Annotated in this window: 16 protein-coding genes; 12 read left to right on the top strand and 4 right to left on the bottom strand. The window is 64.5% G+C overall.

Annotated elements, in window-relative coordinates:
• The first annotated feature begins 49 nt into the window (after nucleotides 1-49).
• The 5 genes from bioA (at nucleotide 50) to ACYQ3G_RS17360 (ending at nucleotide 5,765) form a co-directional block, all read left to right on the top strand.
• Entirely contained in the window at nucleotides 50-1,333 is a 1,284-nt protein-coding gene (gene bioA, locus ACYQ3G_RS17380) for an adenosylmethionine--8-amino-7-oxononanoate transaminase (RefSeq protein ID WP_459828044.1), read from the top strand.
• A gap of 64 nt (nucleotides 1,334-1,397) precedes the next feature.
• The gene (locus ACYQ3G_RS17375; protein ID WP_459828041.1) at nucleotides 1,398-2,843 is read left to right on the top strand and encodes a sodium:proton antiporter; all 1,446 of its coding nucleotides are present in this window, start codon (nucleotides 1,398-1,400) and stop codon (nucleotides 2,841-2,843) included.
• A 43-nt stretch (nucleotides 2,844-2,886) separates the two neighbouring features.
• Complete coding sequence (locus ACYQ3G_RS17370; protein WP_028576579.1) at nucleotides 2,887-3,351, top strand: universal stress protein; 465 nt, start codon at nucleotides 2,887-2,889, stop codon at nucleotides 3,349-3,351.
• 479 nt (nucleotides 3,352-3,830) lie between these two features.
• Nucleotides 3,831-5,270: a sodium:proton antiporter gene (locus tag ACYQ3G_RS17365; RefSeq protein ID WP_459828038.1), complete on the top strand. Its 1,440-nt coding sequence runs from the start codon at nucleotides 3,831-3,833 to the stop codon at nucleotides 5,268-5,270.
• 30 nt (nucleotides 5,271-5,300) lie between these two features.
• Entirely contained in the window at nucleotides 5,301-5,765 is a 465-nt protein-coding gene (locus tag ACYQ3G_RS17360) for a universal stress protein (RefSeq protein ID WP_459828035.1), read from the top strand.
• A 54-nt stretch (nucleotides 5,766-5,819) separates the two neighbouring features.
• On the opposite strand, the gene ACYQ3G_RS17355 is transcribed toward ACYQ3G_RS17360, so the two are convergent.
• The 3 genes from ACYQ3G_RS17355 to ACYQ3G_RS17345 form a co-directional block, all read right to left on the bottom strand.
• A complete protein-coding gene (locus ACYQ3G_RS17355) occupies nucleotides 5,820-7,178 on the bottom strand; it encodes a sigma-54-dependent transcriptional regulator (RefSeq protein ID WP_459828032.1) in 1,359 nt (452 codons plus the stop codon).
• Nucleotides 7,175-8,878 (bottom strand): two-component system sensor histidine kinase NtrB, encoded by a 1,704-nt coding sequence (locus tag ACYQ3G_RS17350; RefSeq protein ID WP_459828030.1) that lies wholly within the window; start codon nucleotides 8,876-8,878, stop codon nucleotides 7,175-7,177. The genes ACYQ3G_RS17355 and ACYQ3G_RS17350 overlap by 4 nt, the downstream gene beginning before the upstream one ends.
• A 76-nt stretch (nucleotides 8,879-8,954) precedes the next feature.
• Complete coding sequence (locus tag ACYQ3G_RS17345; protein WP_459828027.1) at nucleotides 8,955-9,425, bottom strand: periplasmic heavy metal sensor; 471 nt, start codon at nucleotides 9,423-9,425, stop codon at nucleotides 8,955-8,957.
• A gap of 267 nt (nucleotides 9,426-9,692) precedes the next feature.
• On the opposite strand from ACYQ3G_RS17345, the gene ACYQ3G_RS17340 reads away from it, so the two are divergent.
• From ACYQ3G_RS17340 to ACYQ3G_RS17325, 4 genes are all read left to right on the top strand, one after another.
• Complete coding sequence (locus ACYQ3G_RS17340; protein WP_156902426.1) at nucleotides 9,693-9,860, top strand: hypothetical protein; 168 nt, start codon at nucleotides 9,693-9,695, stop codon at nucleotides 9,858-9,860.
• 69 nt (nucleotides 9,861-9,929) lie between these two features.
• Nucleotides 9,930-10,301, top strand: coding sequence for a sirohydrochlorin chelatase (locus tag ACYQ3G_RS17335; protein WP_459828024.1), 372 nt, complete (start codon nucleotides 9,930-9,932; stop codon nucleotides 10,299-10,301).
• Between the two features lie 130 nt (nucleotides 10,302-10,431).
• Complete coding sequence (locus ACYQ3G_RS17330) at nucleotides 10,432-10,833, top strand: TraR/DksA family transcriptional regulator (RefSeq protein ID WP_459828022.1); 402 nt, start codon at nucleotides 10,432-10,434, stop codon at nucleotides 10,831-10,833.
• Between the two features lie 65 nt (nucleotides 10,834-10,898).
• The gene (locus ACYQ3G_RS17325) at nucleotides 10,899-12,086 is read left to right on the top strand and encodes a PhoH family protein (RefSeq protein ID WP_459828020.1); all 1,188 of its coding nucleotides are present in this window, start codon (nucleotides 10,899-10,901) and stop codon (nucleotides 12,084-12,086) included.
• A 60-nt stretch (nucleotides 12,087-12,146) separates the two neighbouring features.
• Here the strand turns inward: ACYQ3G_RS17325 and ACYQ3G_RS17320 are convergent, their stop codons facing one another.
• Nucleotides 12,147-14,564 carry a glycosyltransferase gene (locus ACYQ3G_RS17320; protein ID WP_459828017.1) on the bottom strand — a complete coding sequence of 806 codons (2,418 nt, stop codon included), beginning with the start codon at nucleotides 14,562-14,564 and terminating at the stop codon, nucleotides 12,147-12,149.
• A gap of 215 nt (nucleotides 14,565-14,779) precedes the next feature.
• On the opposite strand from ACYQ3G_RS17320, the gene ACYQ3G_RS17315 reads away from it, so the two are divergent.
• Genes ACYQ3G_RS17315 through ACYQ3G_RS17305 form a run of 3 tightly spaced genes read left to right on the top strand, consistent with a single transcriptional unit; the run spans nucleotide 14,780 to nucleotide 16,759 of the window.
• Nucleotides 14,780-15,313 carry a GAK system XXXCH domain-containing protein gene (locus tag ACYQ3G_RS17315; RefSeq protein WP_459828015.1) on the top strand — a complete coding sequence of 178 codons (534 nt, stop codon included), beginning with the start codon at nucleotides 14,780-14,782 and terminating at the stop codon, nucleotides 15,311-15,313.
• Between the two features lie 15 nt (nucleotides 15,314-15,328).
• Entirely contained in the window at nucleotides 15,329-16,471 is a 1,143-nt protein-coding gene (locus tag ACYQ3G_RS17310) for a hypothetical protein (protein WP_459828013.1), read from the top strand.
• A gap of 18 nt (nucleotides 16,472-16,489) precedes the next feature.
• Complete coding sequence (locus ACYQ3G_RS17305) at nucleotides 16,490-16,759, top strand: amphi-Trp domain-containing protein (RefSeq protein WP_459828010.1); 270 nt, start codon at nucleotides 16,490-16,492, stop codon at nucleotides 16,757-16,759.
• Nucleotides 16,760-16,763: the final 4 nt, after the last annotated feature.

Below are 16,763 nucleotides of genomic sequence, written 5' to 3'. Positions count from 1 at the left end.
GCGGACCGGAAGCGCAATTCCCGCCAACAGCCCAAAACAGGCTTCACCCATGAACAACGACATTCTCGACTTCGACCGCCGGCACATCTGGCACCCCTACACGTCCACAACCGCGCCCCTGCCCGTGCGCCAGGTCGTCTCGGCCTCGGGCGTGAGGCTGAAGCTGGCCGACGGCCGCGAACTCATCGACGGCATGTCCTCGTGGTGGGCCGCCGTCCACGGCTACAACCACCCCGCGCTCAACGCGGCCGTGACGGACCAGCTCGCCCGCATGGCCCACGTCATGTTCGGCGGCCTGACCCACGAGCCGGCCGTGGAGCTGTGCCGCAAGCTGGTCGGGATGACCCCGGCGCCCCTGACCCGCGTCTTCCTGGCCGATTCGGGCTCCGTGGCCGTGGAGGTGGCCATCAAGATGGCCTTCCAGTTCTGGATCTGCCGGGGACGGCCCGAGAAGAGCCGGCTGCTGGCCATCCGGGGCGGCTACCACGGCGACACCTTCGCGGCCATGAGCGTCTGCGACCCCGTGAACGGGATGCATGAGATTTTCGCCAATGTCCTGCCGCACCACCTTTTCGTGCCCCGTCCGCGCTGCCGCTTCGGGGATGACTGGGACGAAGAGGACATCACCCCCATGCGCGAGGCCCTGGAGCGCCACCACCGGGAGATCGCGGCCGTCATCCTCGAACCCGTGGTCCAGGGCGCGGGGGGCATGCATTTCTACCATCCCATGTACCTGCGGCGGGTACGCGAACTGTGCGACGCCTTCGACGTGCTGCTCATCGCCGACGAGATCGCCACGGGCTTCGGCCGCACGGGCCGGCTCTTCGCCTGCGAGCACGCCGGGGTGTGCCCCGACATCATGTGCCTGGGCAAGGCCCTGACCGGCGGCTATATGACCCTGGCCGCCACCCTGGCCACGGAGCGCGTGGCCGAGGGCGTGTGCGAAGGCTCGCCCGGCGTGTTTATGCACGGCCCCACGTTCATGGGCAATCCCCTGGCCTGCGCCGTGGCGCGGGCGTCCCTCAACCTGCTGGAAAGTAACGACTGGGCCGCGCAAGTGGCGCGGATCGGGCGTTTGTTGGCGGACGGCCTTGCCCCGTGCGCCGATTTGTCCTACACTGTGGACGTGCGCACCCTGGGCGCCATCGGGGTGGTGGAGCTCAAGGAGCCGGTGCGCATGGCCGAAATTCAGACCGCTTTTGTCGAAGAAGGCGTCTGGGTTCGTCCCTTTGGCCGTTTGGTGTACGTGATGCCCCCATTCATCATGGACGACCAGGACCTGGCCGTATTGACCACTTCCTTGGTGAGGGTGGTGGCAGGGCATCGCAGGTGATGCTCTCCGCTCTCCGCCGCAAACGACCCGGGTCGCTACGGCGGCCCGAAAAGGAGAACATCGGATGCGACAAAGTTCAGTGTGGTTTTTCTTCCTGGCCGTCCTCGGCCTGGGAACGCTCGGCATTCTGCCCGAAGCCTGGGCCGCGGGCGGCGACCTGCACCACGCCGCCGAGGAGATCGGCAAGGAGCTGAGCGTCGTGTGGGTCGTGCCCTTCGCCTGCATGCTCCTGTCCATCGCCGTCATGCCCCTGGCCGTGCCGCATTTCTGGCACCACAACTACGGCAAAGTGTCCGCCTTCTGGGGGCTGGCCTTCCTGGTGCCCTTCGCCATCGTGCACGGGTTCGAACTGGCCGCGTACTCCGTGGCCCATACCCTGTTTCTCGAATACATCTCCTTCATCGTCCTGCTCTTCTCCCTCTTCACCATCGCCGGCGGCGTGTGCCTGCGCGGCTCCCTGGTGGGCAAGCCGCAGGTCAACACGGTCATCCTCCTGATCGGCACGCTGCTGGCGAGCTGGATGGGAACCACCGGCGCGGCCATGCTGCTCATCCGGCCCCTGATGCGGGCCATCGCGCACCGCAGGTACAAGGTCCACACCATCGTCTTTTTCATCTTCCTGGTGGCCAATATCGGCGGCAGCCTCACGCCGCTCGGCGACCCGCCGCTGTTCCTGGGCTTTCTGAAGGGCGTGTCCTTCTTCTGGACCACGGTCCACATGTTCGTGCCCTTCGCGGTCCTGTCGGCCATCCTGCTGGTGTTGTACTTCGCCATCGACACCTTCCTCTTCAACAAGGAGGGCCGCCCCGAATCCCCAGACGCGGGCCAGGACGGCAAACTGCGCCTCGAAGGCACCTTCAACCTGTTGCTGCTGGGCGGCGTGGTCGCCGGCGTGCTCATGAGCGGCATATGGAAGCCCGAAGGCGGCGTGACGGTCTACCATGTGCACATCGAGCTGCAGAACATCGTGCGCGACGTCCTGCTCCTGGTCCTGGCCGGCGTGAGCCTCAAGGTCACGGCCCCCGAAATCCGGCGCCGCAACGAGTTTGACTGGGAGCCCATCCGCGAGGTGGCCAAGCTCTTCGCCGGCATCTTCATCTCCATGATCCCGGCCATCTCCATCCTGCGCGCGGGCATGGACGGCGCCCTGCAGGGCCTCATCTCCATGGTCAAGACGGCCGACGGCCTGGACAACCACACCATGTTCTTCTGGCTGACGGGCGTGCTGTCGAGCTTCCTGGACAACGCCCCGACCTACCTGGTCTTCTTCAACACGGCGGGCGGCGACCCGCAGCGCCTCATGTCGGAGGTGGGCACCCTGCTGGCCATCTCGGCGGGCGCGGTGTTCATGGGCGCCAACACGTACATCGGCAATGCCCCCAACTTCATGGTCCGGTCCATCGCCGAGTCCGGCGGCATCAAGATGCCCAGTTTCTTCGGCTATATGGCCTGGTCCGTGGGCATCCTCGTCCCCTGTTTCCTTTTGATGAACTTCCTGTTCTTCCATTAATCAGAAGAATCAAAGGCGTGATGATCGCCATGGAGAGAGAATCATGATCAAAGTCGAAAAAGTGCTCATCCCGGTGGACGGGTCGGATTCGTCGAGGAACGCGGCCAAGTACGGCGCGCATCTGGTCAATTCCCGCAACCCCAAGATATACCTGCTGAACATCTGGGAGCCGGTCAATATGACCATCGGCGGCGAGATGGCCGAACGGCTTCGTCAGAATGCCCACGAGAAGTCCATGGCGCTTTTGGAGGAGTACAAAAAGCTGCTCGAACCCTGCGGCATGGACGTCGAACTCATCTCCCGCAGCGGCCGTCCGGACTATGTCATCCTGAACGTCCAGGAAGAACTGGACTGCGACCTCATCGTCATCGGCTCCCGCGGCCTCTCGGTCCTGGAGAACGTGATCATGGGCAGCGTGGTCACGCGCGTGCTGGAGGGAGCGACCTGCCCGGTGCTGGTCACGCGCAACCTGCGCCTCAAGTACCTGCAGGACGCCTGCGGACTGTAGACGCCTTTCGCGTCGCGCCGATCCGAGGCCGTCTCCCGCAAGGGGGGCGGCCTTTTTTCTGACCGGCAAGCTCGGAATGATTCCGGCCACATGGCTTTGAGAAGTTTGGGCGCAAACAATTCCCTCCGTCCCGGGACGATTTCCGCCGTCCGCGCCCGGCGAGCCAGACAGACCGCCGACCGGCGGGGGGTATTGCTCCAGCGGCCGATATGGCATATGCACCCGCCGTGCGTGAAAAAGGTCCGTGAATGCGCGTTGACGCAGGAGGCCTTGCGCATGGACGAAAGCCGGGTGGGAGGCGCAGGATGCGTTGCCGGGTTTCGCCCTTCGGCCGTTGGAGTCCATGATTGGGAAATGGGCGACCAGGGGCCTGTTTTTTTGGAAAAGGGAGAGGAGAGGCTGGGCATTGGTCACGATGCCCTGAACGTTCACGCGAACGGGACGCCGCTTTCGGCGGCGGCCCAAAAGGAGAACAAGGGATGCGCAAGAGTTCTGTCTGGTTTTTTTGCCTGGCGGTCGTCGCCCTGGCAGTTCTTGGAGTGTTGCCGGACGTGTGGGCTTCCGGCGGCGACCTGCATCATGAGGCCGAGGAGATCGGCAAGCACCTGGGCGTCCTGTGGGTCGTGCCCTTCGCCTGCATGCTCCTGTCCATCGCCGTCATGCCGTTGGCCGTCCCGCACTTCTGGCACCACCACTACGGCAAGGTGGCCGCTTTCTGGAGCGTCGCATTTCTGCTGCCTTTCGCCCTGTTTCACGGCTTCGAGCTGGCGACGTATTCCGTGGTCCACACCATCGCCCTGGAATACGTGTCGTTCCTGATACTGCTTTTCTCCCTTTTCACCATCGCCGGCGGCGTGTGCCTGCGCGGCTCCCTGGTGGGCACGCCGCAGGTCAACACGGTCATCCTGCTCATCGGCACTCTGCTGGCGAGCTGGATGGGAACCACCGGCGCGGCCATGCTGCTCATCCGTCCCCTTATGCGGGCCATCTCGCACCGCAAGTACAAGGTCCACACCATCGTCTTCTTCATCTTCCTGGTGGCCAACATCGGCGGCAGCCTGACGCCCCTGGGCGACCCGCCGCTGTTTCTGGGCTTTCTGAAGGGCGTGTCCTTCTTCTGGACCACGGTCCACCTGTTCATGCCCTTTGCGGCCATGTCGGCCATCCTGCTGACCCTGTACTTCATCATCGACACGGTGCTGTTCGGCAAGGAAGGCCGTCCCCAGTCTCCTGACGCGGGCCAGGACGGCAAGTTGCGCCTCGAAGGCTCCCTGAACCTGCTCCTGCTGGGCGGCGTGGTCGCCGGCGTGCTCATGAGCGGCATGTGGAAGCCCGAAGGCGGGTTCACCCTCTACCACGTGCACGTGGAGCTGCAGAACGTCGCCCGCGACGTCCTGCTCCTCATCCTCGCCGGCGTCAGCCTCAAGACCACGGCCTTGGACATCCGCCGCCGCAACGAGTTCAACTGGGAGCCCATCATCGAGGTGGCCAAGCTCTTCGCCGGCATCTTCCTGACCATGATCCCGGCCATCGCCATCCTGCGCGCGGGCATGGACGGCGCCCTGTCGGGCATCATCGCCCTGGTCTCCACCGACGGCGTAGCCAACAACGCCATGTACTTCTGGCTGACCGGGGCGCTTTCGAGCTTCCTGGACAACGCCCCGACCTATCTGGTCTTCTTCAACACCGCCGGCGGCGACGCGTCCTTCCTCATGGAGCATGTGCACACCCTCATGGCCATCTCGGCGGGCGCGGTGTTCATGGGCGCCAACACGTACATCGGCAATGCCCCGAACTTCATGGTCCGGTCCATCGCGGAATCGTCCGGTATCAAGATGCCCAGTTTTTTCGGCTACATGGCCTGGTCCGTGGGCATCCTGATCCCGAGCTTCGTGCTCATGACCGTTCTTTTCTTCTAACGTCGCTGCAAACACACTGGAGACAAGAAGATGATCAAAGTTGAAAAAGTGCTCATCCCGGTTGACGGGTCGGATTCCTCCAGGAACGCGGCCAAGTACGGGACCATGCTGGTCAATGCCCGCAACCCCAAGATATACCTGCTGAACGTCTGGGAACCCGTCAACATGACCATCGGCGGCGAGATGGCCGAGAAGCTGCGCCAGAGCGCCCAGGCCTCGTCCATGGCCATGCTTGAGGAATACAAGAAGATGCTCGAGCCCTGCGGCATGGAGGTCGAACTCATCTCCCGCAGCGGCCGCCCGGACTATGTCATCCTGAACGTCCAGGACGAGTTGGACTGCGACCTCATCGTCATCGGCTCCCGCGGCCTCTCGGTCCTGGAGAACGTGATCATGGGCAGCGTGGTCACGCGCGTGCTGGAAGGGGCCAACTGCCCGGTGCTGGTCACGCGCAACCTGCGCTACAAGTACCTGCGGGACGCCTGCGGGATCTGAATCCCGACGGACGTATGAAATGCAGAAGCCGGCTCCCTCGGGGGCCGGCTTCTTTCATCTGGTGGTCAGGCCGTATTTCTTCAGACGGTATTGCAGGGTGCGGCGGCTGATGCCCAGGGCCTGGGCCGTGCGTTCCCGGTGCCCGGCATACCTGCGCAGGGTCTCTTCCAGGGCGTGCCGCTCGGCGGCTTCCAGAGGGTTTTCGGCCGGCGTTGTCGCGGCGGACATGGCGGTCGTGCGGGCGGGGGAGAGCAGGTGCTCCGGCAGGTCCCGCACGTCGAGGACGTCGCCGCGGCAGAGGATGAGGCAGCGTTCGAGCACGTTCTCCAACTCGCGCACGTTGCCCCGCCACTCGTGGCGCGTGAGGGCGTCGAGGAAGTCACGGCTCACGGAGCGCACGGGACGGTTGTTCTTGCGGCAGAGCTTGGCCAGCAGGTGGTCCGTCAGCAACGCGATGTCCTCGGTCCGGTCGCGCAGGGGCGGGATGCGGATTTCGAGGACGTTGAGGCGGTAGTAGAGGTCCTCGCGGAATTTGCCGTCGGCGATCATGGCCTGCAGGTCACGGTTGGTGGCGGCGATGAAGCGCACATCCACGCTGACCGGGCTCACGCCGCCCAGCGGCTCGACGATGCGCTCCTGCAGCGCGCGCAGGATCTTGGCCTGCAGGGTCATGGGCAGCTCGCCGATCTCGTCCAGGAAAAGGGTGCCTCCGGCGGCGAGCTGAAAGCGACCGGGCTTGTCCTGGGTGGCGCCGGTGAAGGCGCCGCGCACGTAGCCGAAGAGTTCGCTTTCGAGCAGCGTCTCGGGCAGGGCCGCGCAGTTGACCTTCACCAGCGCCCCGTCCTTGCGCAGGCTGTGCTCGTGCAGCAGTTGGGCCACCAGCTCCTTGCCGGTGCCGGACTCGCCGAGAATGAGCACGTTGGCCTCGCTGGGCCCCACCTGCTCGATGAGCTCCACAACCCGGCGCATGGCCGGACTGTCGCCGATGAGACGGGTATTCCGCAGTTGGCCGATCTGCTTCTTCAGATCGCTGTTTTCCCGCGTCAGGCGCACATGGTCGTAGGCCTTATGCACCACGGCCAGAAGCTCGTCGTTGTCCGTGGGCTTGGTCAGGTAGTCCCAGGCCCCGGCTTTCATGGCCTCCACGGCGTTGCCCACGCTGCCGAAGGCCGTGAGCATGATGACCGGCGGGCAGCTGCCGCTTTCCTGCAGGCGCTGCAGCACCTCCTGGCCGCTCATGCCGGGCATGCGCATGTCCAACAGGATCACGTCCACGGGCCGGGTGCGCACTGCGGCCAACCCGGCCGGGCCGTTGTCGGCTTCCAGGACCTTGAAGCCGGCATCGCCCAGGACGACGCGGACCATGAGCCGGTGCGCGGGTTCGTCGTCGATGATGAGCACGGTGGGGGTCATGACGGGCTCTCCGATTGGCTGTGGTTGCGGGGGAAGAAGAGGGCCACGGTGGTGCCGCCGTCCGGGGCGGTTTCGATGTCGATGGTGCCCCCATGTTCCTGCATGATGGTGTGCACGATGGCCAGGCCCAATCCCGTGCCCTTGTCGCGCGTGGTGAAGAACGGCTCCAGGGCGTGCTCGCGCTCCTCGGCCGTCATGCCGCGGCCGTTGTCCCGGACCAGAACCCACGTACCCCTGTCGTCCTCGCGGCTTTGGAGCCGGATGAGGCCATCGCTTTCGGGCAGGGCCTCGATGCCGTTCATGGTCAGGTTGATGAGGGCCTGCTTGAGCGCGTCGCGGTCCGCCGTGACGGTCCCGGCCGCAGGATCCTGTTCCAGCCTGCCGTTTTTCGCCTGGGCGTCCATGGACAAGAGAGTATGCACCTCCCCGAAGACCTCCGCAAGGGGGACCTGGTCGAAGGTCAGCCGTCGGGGCCGGGCCAGGAAGAGGAGGTCCGTGATGACGCGGTTCAGGCGGTCGGCCTCCTGGACCATGGTGCGCGCGTAGAGTTCTTCGGGGTCCTTGCCGGCCAGCTTCTTGGCGAAGAACTGGGCGAAGCCGCGCAGGGCCGAGAGGGGGTTGCGGATCTCGTGAGCCACGCCCGCGGCCATGCGGCCGATGGCGGCCAGCTTCTCGTTCAGATGCAGTTCACGTTCCAGGCCGGCCAGCTCGGTGCGGTCGCGCAGCAGCACGAGGCTCTGGCCCGAGCCGTCCCGCAGGGGCAGCTGCCGGATTTCGAGGTGCTTGTCGCCCGTCGTCAGGGTCGTCCATTCCTGGGAGCCGATCTTTTCGGGCGGCAGTCCGAGGCTGTCGAGTATTGTCGCGAGGGGTTCGCCCATGAGCATGAAGCCGTCCATGAGGCTCTGGGCTGCGGGGTTGGCGGCCACGATGGTCCCCTCGGCCGACAGGGTCAGCAGGCCGTCGGGCATGTTGTCCAGGAGGCGCGCGTTGAAGGATTCCAATCGCGCCAGCCGCCGTCCCTGCTCCTTGCGCTGCAAGACGCCCATGAGCAGCAGCCAGAAGACGATGGTCACGGCCAGGATGTAGCCGGTCTGCAGGATGGCCGTGCGCCTGTACTTGCCGAAGGCTTCGAGATGTTGGGTCATGTCCACGCCGATGAGGAGCATCGGCGGTTTGCGCTCGGGCGGACACTGGTCGTCCAGACAGTCCAGGTCCGCGCTCAGGTGGCTGATCCGGCCCAGGACCATGATGGGGCGGCCCTCGAAATTCATCTCGCCGCTCCATTCCCCCGCATTGCCCATGCTCGCCCAGGCGATGGTCGGCAGTTGCTCGTTGATGGCCTTGGGGTCGTCGTGGGAGGAGAAGAGGATGTGCCCCATGGGGTTGTAGAGGCCGATGAAACGGGCGTCGGAGCGGGTGATGTAGTCCTTGAGGAGGTCCTTGGCCAGGGCGCGCTGGAGATTGAGCAGGGCGGTGGCGTGCTCGGGCGAGGGCGGCAGGCGCAGTTCCCTGCGCAGGTTGATCTCGATGCCGGCGGCGATGGCCCTGGCCGTGACCACGGCATGCTCGCGGAAGGATTCCTGCTGCTGCCGCAGGTTGCGCCAGGTGGAGAAGCTCAGGGCCAGGCCGAGGACGAACACGGCCATGGTGGCCATGAGCGTGACGGTGCGGCTGCTGCGGGGTGGGAGGGCGATGTCCATGGCCGGCTCCTGGCTTGAAAAGGCAAAGGCCGCAGGGGGTGCGGCCTTTGCCAGGTAGGGGGGAGGGGATGAGCGGTTACAGGGTTTGGGCTGGAGAGGCGGGTGCGTCGCCGGCGCCGGTCCCGGCGCCGCTGGAGTATGCTCCGCACCCGGCTGCGCCTGCGCAGCCTCTCTGGGATTCCAAGGGAACGGGCTTGCCGGTGATTTCGGTCAGCTCGATGCGGTAGTCGGCATTGAGCTTGGCCTTCTTCGCCTGCAGTTCGTTCACTTCGGCCATGGCCTTATCCACGGCCGCCTTGTCCACCGGTACTGCGGCGAACAGGGCTTCCATGGCGTCGTGCTTGGCCTTCAGCTCCTTGTGGAGGGCAAAGAGCTGTTCGTGATGCACGTCGGTCAGTTTCTGGACCTTTTCCTGCTGCTCGGGGGTCAGGCCGGACATGAAGTCCTGGTAGTGTCCCTGTCCCGGACAGCCGCCTTTGTAAGCCTGGGCCCCGGCAGCGAGGATGAGGACCAGAAGGAGGGAGAGGATGAGGTGTCTTGCGTACATGAATGCTCCTGTCACACTGTGGAGGTAGTGGTGTGATGTTGGACTGCGTATAGCATCGTGTGTGCCATTGTTGAATATTTTGTAAATTCGAATGGTTGCAAAAAGAGGGTAGCCTTGGAGGGTGGTTTTTGTGCATCTTGTTGCACAAGTTGTCGCATTGTGCAAACAGGCCGCCGTCTCCCCGGTCTTGCCTTCGTGCGGGAAAGGATTACGATCATGGCGTCATCACACAGCAATTTGCCTGGAAACAGGTGCAAGGAGGCTCATATGTGCAAAGGATGCGGATGCCTGCGCGGCAAGGCCACCACGACGGTGGTCAAGCACGATCACGAACATTCCCACGGTGACCTGACCCACAGTCACCCTCACGACCACGCTCACGACCACACCCATGACGAGAAGGACGCTCCGGTCCACGAGGACCACAAGCACTAGAGGCAACGGCGAGAAATCGGGCCGCCTGACCACGGGAGGGCGGCCCTTCCTTTTTCCAAGGAGAGACGCATGGACACGACGGGAATGATCGTCCTCGGCCACGGCAGCCGGCGCAGGGAAGTGGGCGAGGCCTTTACCGCCATGGTCGGGCGGGTGGCGCGGCAACTGCCGGGCATGACGGTGCTGCCGGCCTTCTTCTCCCTGGGCGAGCCGACCCTGGCCGACCAGGTGCGCAAGCTGGCCTCGGGCGGCTGCTCGCGGATCGTCATCATGCAGTACTTTCTCTACAACGGCGTGCACATCGAGCAGGACATCCCCGAAATGATCGCCGAGCTGCGCCGGGAGATGCCGGGACTTCAGTTCGTCGTCCAGCCGACCCTGCAGGACGACCCGGCCATGGAGCGGCTCATCGCGGACCGCCTTCGTGCCGCGGCCCCCTAGGGTTGTCATGGAGCCTCCTCGCCGCCGTCGCCGATCCGCAACATGCGGGGCATAGGGTGAGCCAACGGTTGGAAGGTTTCCTCCGGGCGGGCCGGAGGGTCCTGGCGACCACAATCCAGGAGGCTCCCCCATGTCGCATTGCAGGAACATGCATCAGGGCATCGAACGTCAGCTGCGGGAAAAGTACGTCACAATCGAGCGTGAAATCGAAGATCTTCGGGAAGTTATGCGTCAGGACCGCGCCCTGGAGCCCGATCCGGCCGACCAGGCCTGCACTGCTTCCTCCCAGGACTGGAACATGATACGCTTCAATCGCAACGTGAAGCTGCTCAAAGACATCGCCGTCGCCCTCAAGGCCATCGACAACGATTCCTACGGGGTGTGCGAGCTCTGCGGGGACGACATTTCCGGCCGCAGGCTGCTGGCCATCCCGAGCGCGCGCTACTGCATCGAGTGCCAGGAGATGATCGACGCGCACCCCGGCGAGTTCGGACGCACCGGGATAGGGGGCGGGGTGCTGGCAGCGGTTTGAGGCCGGCCGCCTTTCCCTCAACGGTCCTGACCGGGGTTCTCGGCCCCTAAGGATTGCTTCCGTCCATGCAGAAGAATTACGTCCTCGACACCAATGTGCTCCTCGACAACCCTTCCTGCATCCGCACCCTGCGCAACGGCCAGGAGAACCGCGTCATCCTGCCGTACACGGTCCTGCGCGAGCTGGACAAGCTCAAGCGCGAGCCGCGGGTGTCCCACATCGTGGCCCAGGCCATCGCCGTCCTTCAGGACGACCCCGACATCCTCTTTCTGCCGCCGCGGGCCTTTGACGACGCCGAAAGCAAGGTCGGCGACGATCTGATCCTCGAGGAGCTGAAGGACAGCGGGGTGGATGCCCCCATCCTGGTTACCAACGACCGCATCTTGCAGCTCAAGGCCCGCATCCACGCCATCGCCAGCGAAGGCTTCCGCGACTCCAACCCCTTCCGCTCCGAGTCCCAGTCCTACACGGGCTTCGTGCGCGAGGGCGAGGAACCCATCCCCAACAGCTTCGCCTGGGTCGGCGGCCAGCCCTACATGCACGCCGCCTCGGGCCCGCGTTTCATCGACTACCAGCACAGCGTCTGGAACGTGCGGCCGCGCAACGTCTACCAGAACCTGGCCCTGGAGCTGATGCTCGACCACGCCGTGAACCTGGTCACCCTGCAGTCGGAGGCCGGCTACGGAAAGACCTTCCTGGCCTTGGCCGCGGCCCTGTTCCTGGCCCTGGAGCAGAAGGACAACCCCTACCGCAAGATCTACCTGGTCAAGCCCGTCATCGAGATCGGGGCCAAGCTCGGCTACCTGCCCGGCGACCTGGAGGAGAAGATGGCGCCCTACGTGCGCTACGTCGGCGACCTGATCATGAAGCTGCACGACCTGCGCCCGGCCAACCGCATCTTCATGGACAGCGAGGGCGGCAATTTCCGCTTCAACCCCAAGCGCTTCGAGATCCTGCCCATCGCCTTCATCCGGGGCATGAACCTGGAGAACGCCGTGGTCATCGTCGATGAGATGCAGAACCTGTCCCGCGCCGAGACCAGGGCCCTGCTGACCCGCATGGGTGAGAACGTGAAGTGCATCTGCCTGGGCGACACTCGCCAGGTGGACAACCCCTACCTGAATGAATCCAACAACGGCCTGAACTGGACCGTGAAGATGCTCAAAGGCCTGCCCGGCTACGGCCACATCGTGCTCAAGGGCGAGCGCTCACGCGGGCCCATCACGGACATGGTCATCAGGACCGGACTCTAGAACGACGTGCGGAGGGCGGGTGGCGCGTTCGGCGCCGGTCCCGCCTTTCGTCTCGTCACGTCAGGCCGCGGATGCGGCGCCATCCCTGTACATCTCCCACATGGTCATGAAGGCGGAGTCGAAGCTCCGACTTTCGGCGAAGGCCCGTGCGCTCAGGCCCATGGCCTTCAGCCGGGTGCGGTCGGCGCAGAGTTCGGCCATGGCTCGAGCCAGGGCACCGGCGTCCCGGCCCGGGACCACGAGGCCCGTCTCGCCGGTTTCGATATTCTCCATGGGGCCGCCCTTGTCGCTGACGATGACCGGCAGCCCCGAGGCCTGGGCCTCCAGTACGACGTTGCCGAAGGTGTCCGTGGTCGAGGGGAAGACGAAAAGGTCAGCCGAGGCGTAGGCCGCGGCCAGGGACTCGCCGTGCAGCATGCCGGTGAAGATCGCCGGCAGGCCGGCCAGTTCCCGCTCCATCTCCTCCCTGTAGGGTCCGTCGCCGACGATGACCAGGCGCACGTCCTGGCCGTCCAGAAGATCCTGTGCCTGGCGGAAGGCTGCGGCCAGCACGTCCAGGTCCTTCTCGCGGGAGACGCGGCCGACATAGAGGAGCTTGAACGCATCCGCGCCGTTCCACGGACGGTAGAAGCCGTTGCGCTTGGCCGGGTCGAAGCGGGCCGTGTCCACGCCGCGCGGGTAGACCCTGATGGCCCCCGGGGCGACCCCGAGGGCTTCGAGTTCCAGGGCGATGGCCCGGGACGGGGCGTAGACCGTGTCCATCTGCCTGTAGAACCACGACATGTACCTGCGCGTCATGTCCTCAAGGCCCGCGTCCCCGGTCAGGGAGCCGACGTACTGCGGAAAGGCGGTGTGGTAGGTGCCGTGGATGGGGATCTGCAGGATGCGGCTGATGCCCAGGGCCGCCAGACCCACGGGGCCCGGCGTGGCGGCCAGGATGAGGGCCGGGTCCAGTTCCAGGCAGTGTTCAAGCATGGCCAGGAAGGGAGGATAGGCCACGGACAGCTCCGGGTATTCCGGCGCGGCGAAGGTCCCGGTGGGGCCGAAGGTCTTGAGGCCCGGCCCGTCCTGGCCCTGGCCGCAGGTGATCACGGTCATGCCCTTGCCGTTCTCGCGGGCCAGCTCCAGCTGCTGGCGGATGGTCCAGGACACGCCGTTGACGTCCTCGAAGGTGTCCGTGAAATGAGCCATGTTCCATGGCTCTTCGACCTCCTGGCCGAAGGCGCGGGCGCACCGGCGGCTGAATCCGCGTTCCCGGGCGAAAAGACCGAAGGACACGAAATACGGGGCCAGCAGGGCGTAGAGGGACCCGGCCGTGCCGATGGTGCTGAAGATGTCGAAGATGTCCGCGCCCACGGCACCGGTCAGGAGTCGGTTCAGGAAATTCGAGAATAGCTCGTCCGAGGCGCGGCCCACGAAGCGGAACCACTCGCGGTCCATGTCGGCGCCGCCTTCTCCCCTGGCCAGGGCCGAGAAGCCTGGGTCTGCCTCGATGATGCGCGTTCCCTCCTTCAGCAGGAGCGCCTTGATGCCGTCGGCGTCGGAGAGTTTCAGCCAGGCCGAGCTTTTGCGCTTGCCGATGGCCGAGTGGATTCTCGAGAGGATGCCGCTCTCGCGTTCGTGGGCGCTGCCGAGCATCCGCTCGGCGAAGTGCATGCATAGCATCTTGGATGCGGCCTGCCCCATCCCCGAGCGGTTGCGGTAGAACTGGTACGCGATGGAATAGAGATTGCGCGCCAGGGCGTGCCCCGTGGCCGGGGTGCCGGCGTGCCGGCCTCCGCCCGCGCGCACCGCTTCGAGGAAACCAGCGGCGTCGTCCCCTGCGGCCAGGGTGTGCATGCTCGCGATGTTGAGGCCGGAATGGTCGTCGGACCCTCCGGTCATGCCTTTTTTCCAGGGCGTTTCCCCGAGGGGCGCCAGACCGTGCCGGTCGGCCAGCATGTCCATGGTCACTTTGTCCAAATCCTTCAGAATCCCTTCCAGTACGCGGTTCTGCATGGCGTCACGGCACCCGTTGGCCTCGAAGAGGTCGAAGAGCAGCAGGCACTTTTCGAAATGATCCACCTGCAGCTTGTCGTTCACGGCGAAGAGCGGGTGGGCCAGGGCGTGCGGCAGGCGCTCCCGGCGCAGATAGCCGCAGAGGTCGTAGACGTTCTCGCGGATGCGCTGAATCTCCCGGTGCTGGGCCTCGGTGATACCGTAGACCAGGACGTGCACCTTGCATTTGTCCTCGGGGAAGTGGGCCGTAACCTCCTCGCTAACGAAAGCCCCGGGCAGGTGGGCGATTTCGAGGGCGCCGTCGATGACGTTGTGGTCGGTGATGGTCACGAAATCCATCCCCACGGCCCGGGCCTTGTCGTAGATGAAGGCCGGTTCGGTGAAGCTCTCCGGACAGCCAAGTTTCTTGAGGATCCATTGGGACGGTCGGCTGGAATACTTCGAATGCACGTGCAGATCCGCTTTGCGCATGGGGGCCATGTTCTACCTCGCTATGGTTTACACCCCATATCTCTGGTTTGAGTATTTTCTGTGACGGTATCGTGTCGATAATGCATCGAAAATTTTGCTACGCCTGCTCCTGTGTGGTTTGTAACATTGTTGTGACACAAACGACACGGTTTTGAGATTGACTTTAAATAGGGGTTGTCGCAGACGATATTCATTTTCCTCCACTTTTCAAAAAGGACACGAATATGACTTCAAAACGGAAGTACAGCTGGAACCTCTCCCGGGCGGAGGCGGCCGATCTGTTGCGCAGGGTGGCCGACACCCTGGAAACCGGCTCCGGCGAGGTGGAGCATTACGGCATCAGCCTGGCCGAACTGATCAAGTTCAAGATCAAGATCGATCTGGACGCCACCGAGTCGATGGAGGTCAAGTTCACCGGCAAGGGGGCCAAGGTCTGCGGGGGAGAGGAGTCGTGCGGATCGAGCGGCGTGTGCGAAAAATATTCGTCCCTCAAGAAGCGCATGCAGGTCTATTTCAAGGCCCTGCGCGAGAGCGTCACGGCCGGGGTCATGCCGTCCAGGGAGATCGTCTCGGTCTTTCTCTCGGACTCCGAGAAGATGCTGGCCTACCCCGGGTACGGAGACGAGTTCTACCCGGCCTACGCGGACATCTGCCGGCGGCTGCGCGAAGCCGTGGACGCCGAGGACCTGGCGGGGACCGGCGCGGCCATCGGCGAACTGGCCGAGGCCAAGAAGAATTGCCACGCTCGCTACAAATAGGGGGCGGGTCAACCGATGCGCACCACCGACCCCATGAATCCCGCCGCCTGGGATTCGGCCGTCACGGAAGAGGACGAGGCCCTCTTCCTGCGCGTGACGAGCATTGACCTGAGCGACGGGACGCTGGCCTCCCTGGCCGACCCGCAACTCGTGTTGCCCGGACAGCGCAGCGTCATGGCCGTGCACTGGCACCCCGAGTTCGTGCCCATGCCGGTCGTCAGGCAGCGGGTGGAGAGCATGTACCCGAACATGGCCGAGAGCCTCGTCATCCCCACCCAGCACAACGAGATCATGACCTACGACGACGAGTTCAGCGGCGTGGAGGTGGACTGCTACTCCCACGGCTTCAACCAGAAGGTGCAGCTGCTGCTGCACTTCCGGGCCTCCCGCCTGGAAAGCGCCCACACGCTCAAAGCCATGCTCCGGCACACCAGGACCTACCGCGTCTCCCAGCTCTTCGACTTCATGCACACCATCACTGCGCCCATGGAGGACAGGATCGAGGAGGCCGCTCGCACCACGGGCGCGGATCTCGACCTGGTCGAGTTCGTGCGCCATCACGTGGGCAAGATCCAGCGCATGGTCGAGGAGCGCCGTCACGAGCTTTCCGAGGACGCCCTGAAGAACAAGCTGCTGCGCAACTACTTCGACGCCCTGCGCCCCCGCTTCGACGGCGGCCTCATCGATCGCATCCAGACCTACCTCTCGGCCGTCAAGGCCATCGTCAAGCGTCACTTCACCCTGCGCTACTTCTACCGCACCTCCGAGGTCATCGAGGAGGCCAGGGCCCTTGGCGCCGGCGTGATCATCCCTCACCCCGAACAGTTCTGGCCCATCCTCCTGGCCGACTACGACGTGGACGGCTACGAGGTCTGGAACCCCCAGTCCCAGCGCTACACCGACTTCCTCATCACCACCGTGGGCCGCGCCAACTCCTGCCTGGGGCCGTCGTCGCGCCGCAAGCTCGTCTTCATGGGCGATGACACGCACATGGGCGAGAAGGTCAAGGCGGTCGCCGAGCAGAATCTCGAGAAGGTGGGCCGCGAGATCGGCTACCAGCCGGCCTGGGACGACCTGGAAATCTCCAAGCGCCTCATCCTCTCGGGCATGAGCCGCGAAATCGCCATCCGCGAATACCGCGACCGCCTCCTAGGCTGACATCCACAAGGAAACGCCATGTCTCAAGATGAAAAATTCGAGTTCGAGTCCGTCCAGGACTGCCGGACCATCCAGAAATACCTGCAGGCCCTGCTTGAGGGCTTCGACCAGGGCCGCCTCGTGCTTTCCGCCGAAGGGTCGGAGATCGTCCTGCACCCTACGGGCTACATGAAGTTCGAAGTGACGGTGAAGAAGAAGGGCCAGGAAAACAAGCTGGCCATCAAGGTCGGCTGGAAGGACAGGGACGACCAGGCTGCGGAATCGGGAACCATCTCCATTTCTTCCTAGGAAT

This window comes from Desulfomicrobium salsuginis, from assembly GCF_054657795.1.
This window is presented reverse-complemented; position numbering and strand designations above follow the sequence as displayed.

Bases quoted from the DNA above. Each gene is read 5' to 3' on its own strand.
- bioA (WP_459828044.1), top strand. From the start codon at position 50: ATGAACAACGACATTCTCGACTTCGACCGCCGGCACATCTGGCACCCC.
- ACYQ3G_RS17375 (WP_459828041.1), top strand. From the start codon at position 1,398: ATGCGACAAAGTTCAGTGTGGTTTTTCTTCCTGGCCGTCCTCGGCCTG.
- ACYQ3G_RS17370 (WP_028576579.1), top strand. From the start codon at position 2,887: ATGATCAAAGTCGAAAAAGTGCTCATCCCGGTGGACGGGTCGGATTCG.
- ACYQ3G_RS17365 (WP_459828038.1), top strand. From the start codon at position 3,831: ATGCGCAAGAGTTCTGTCTGGTTTTTTTGCCTGGCGGTCGTCGCCCTG.
- ACYQ3G_RS17360 (WP_459828035.1), top strand. From the start codon at position 5,301: ATGATCAAAGTTGAAAAAGTGCTCATCCCGGTTGACGGGTCGGATTCC.
- ACYQ3G_RS17355 (WP_459828032.1), bottom strand. From the start codon at position 7,178: ATGACCCCCACCGTGCTCATCATCGACGACGAACCCGCGCACCGGCTC.
- ACYQ3G_RS17350 (WP_459828030.1), bottom strand. From the start codon at position 8,878: ATGGACATCGCCCTCCCACCCCGCAGCAGCCGCACCGTCACGCTCATG.
- ACYQ3G_RS17345 (WP_459828027.1), bottom strand. From the start codon at position 9,425: ATGTACGCAAGACACCTCATCCTCTCCCTCCTTCTGGTCCTCATCCTC.
- ACYQ3G_RS17340 (WP_156902426.1), top strand. From the start codon at position 9,693: ATGTGCAAAGGATGCGGATGCCTGCGCGGCAAGGCCACCACGACGGTG.
- ACYQ3G_RS17335 (WP_459828024.1), top strand. From the start codon at position 9,930: ATGGACACGACGGGAATGATCGTCCTCGGCCACGGCAGCCGGCGCAGG.
- ACYQ3G_RS17330 (WP_459828022.1), top strand. From the start codon at position 10,432: ATGTCGCATTGCAGGAACATGCATCAGGGCATCGAACGTCAGCTGCGG.
- ACYQ3G_RS17325 (WP_459828020.1), top strand. From the start codon at position 10,899: ATGCAGAAGAATTACGTCCTCGACACCAATGTGCTCCTCGACAACCCT.
- ACYQ3G_RS17320 (WP_459828017.1), bottom strand. From the start codon at position 14,564: ATGGCCCCCATGCGCAAAGCGGATCTGCACGTGCATTCGAAGTATTCC.
- ACYQ3G_RS17315 (WP_459828015.1), top strand. From the start codon at position 14,780: ATGACTTCAAAACGGAAGTACAGCTGGAACCTCTCCCGGGCGGAGGCG.
- ACYQ3G_RS17310 (WP_459828013.1), top strand. From the start codon at position 15,329: ATGCGCACCACCGACCCCATGAATCCCGCCGCCTGGGATTCGGCCGTC.
- ACYQ3G_RS17305 (WP_459828010.1), top strand. From the start codon at position 16,490: ATGTCTCAAGATGAAAAATTCGAGTTCGAGTCCGTCCAGGACTGCCGG.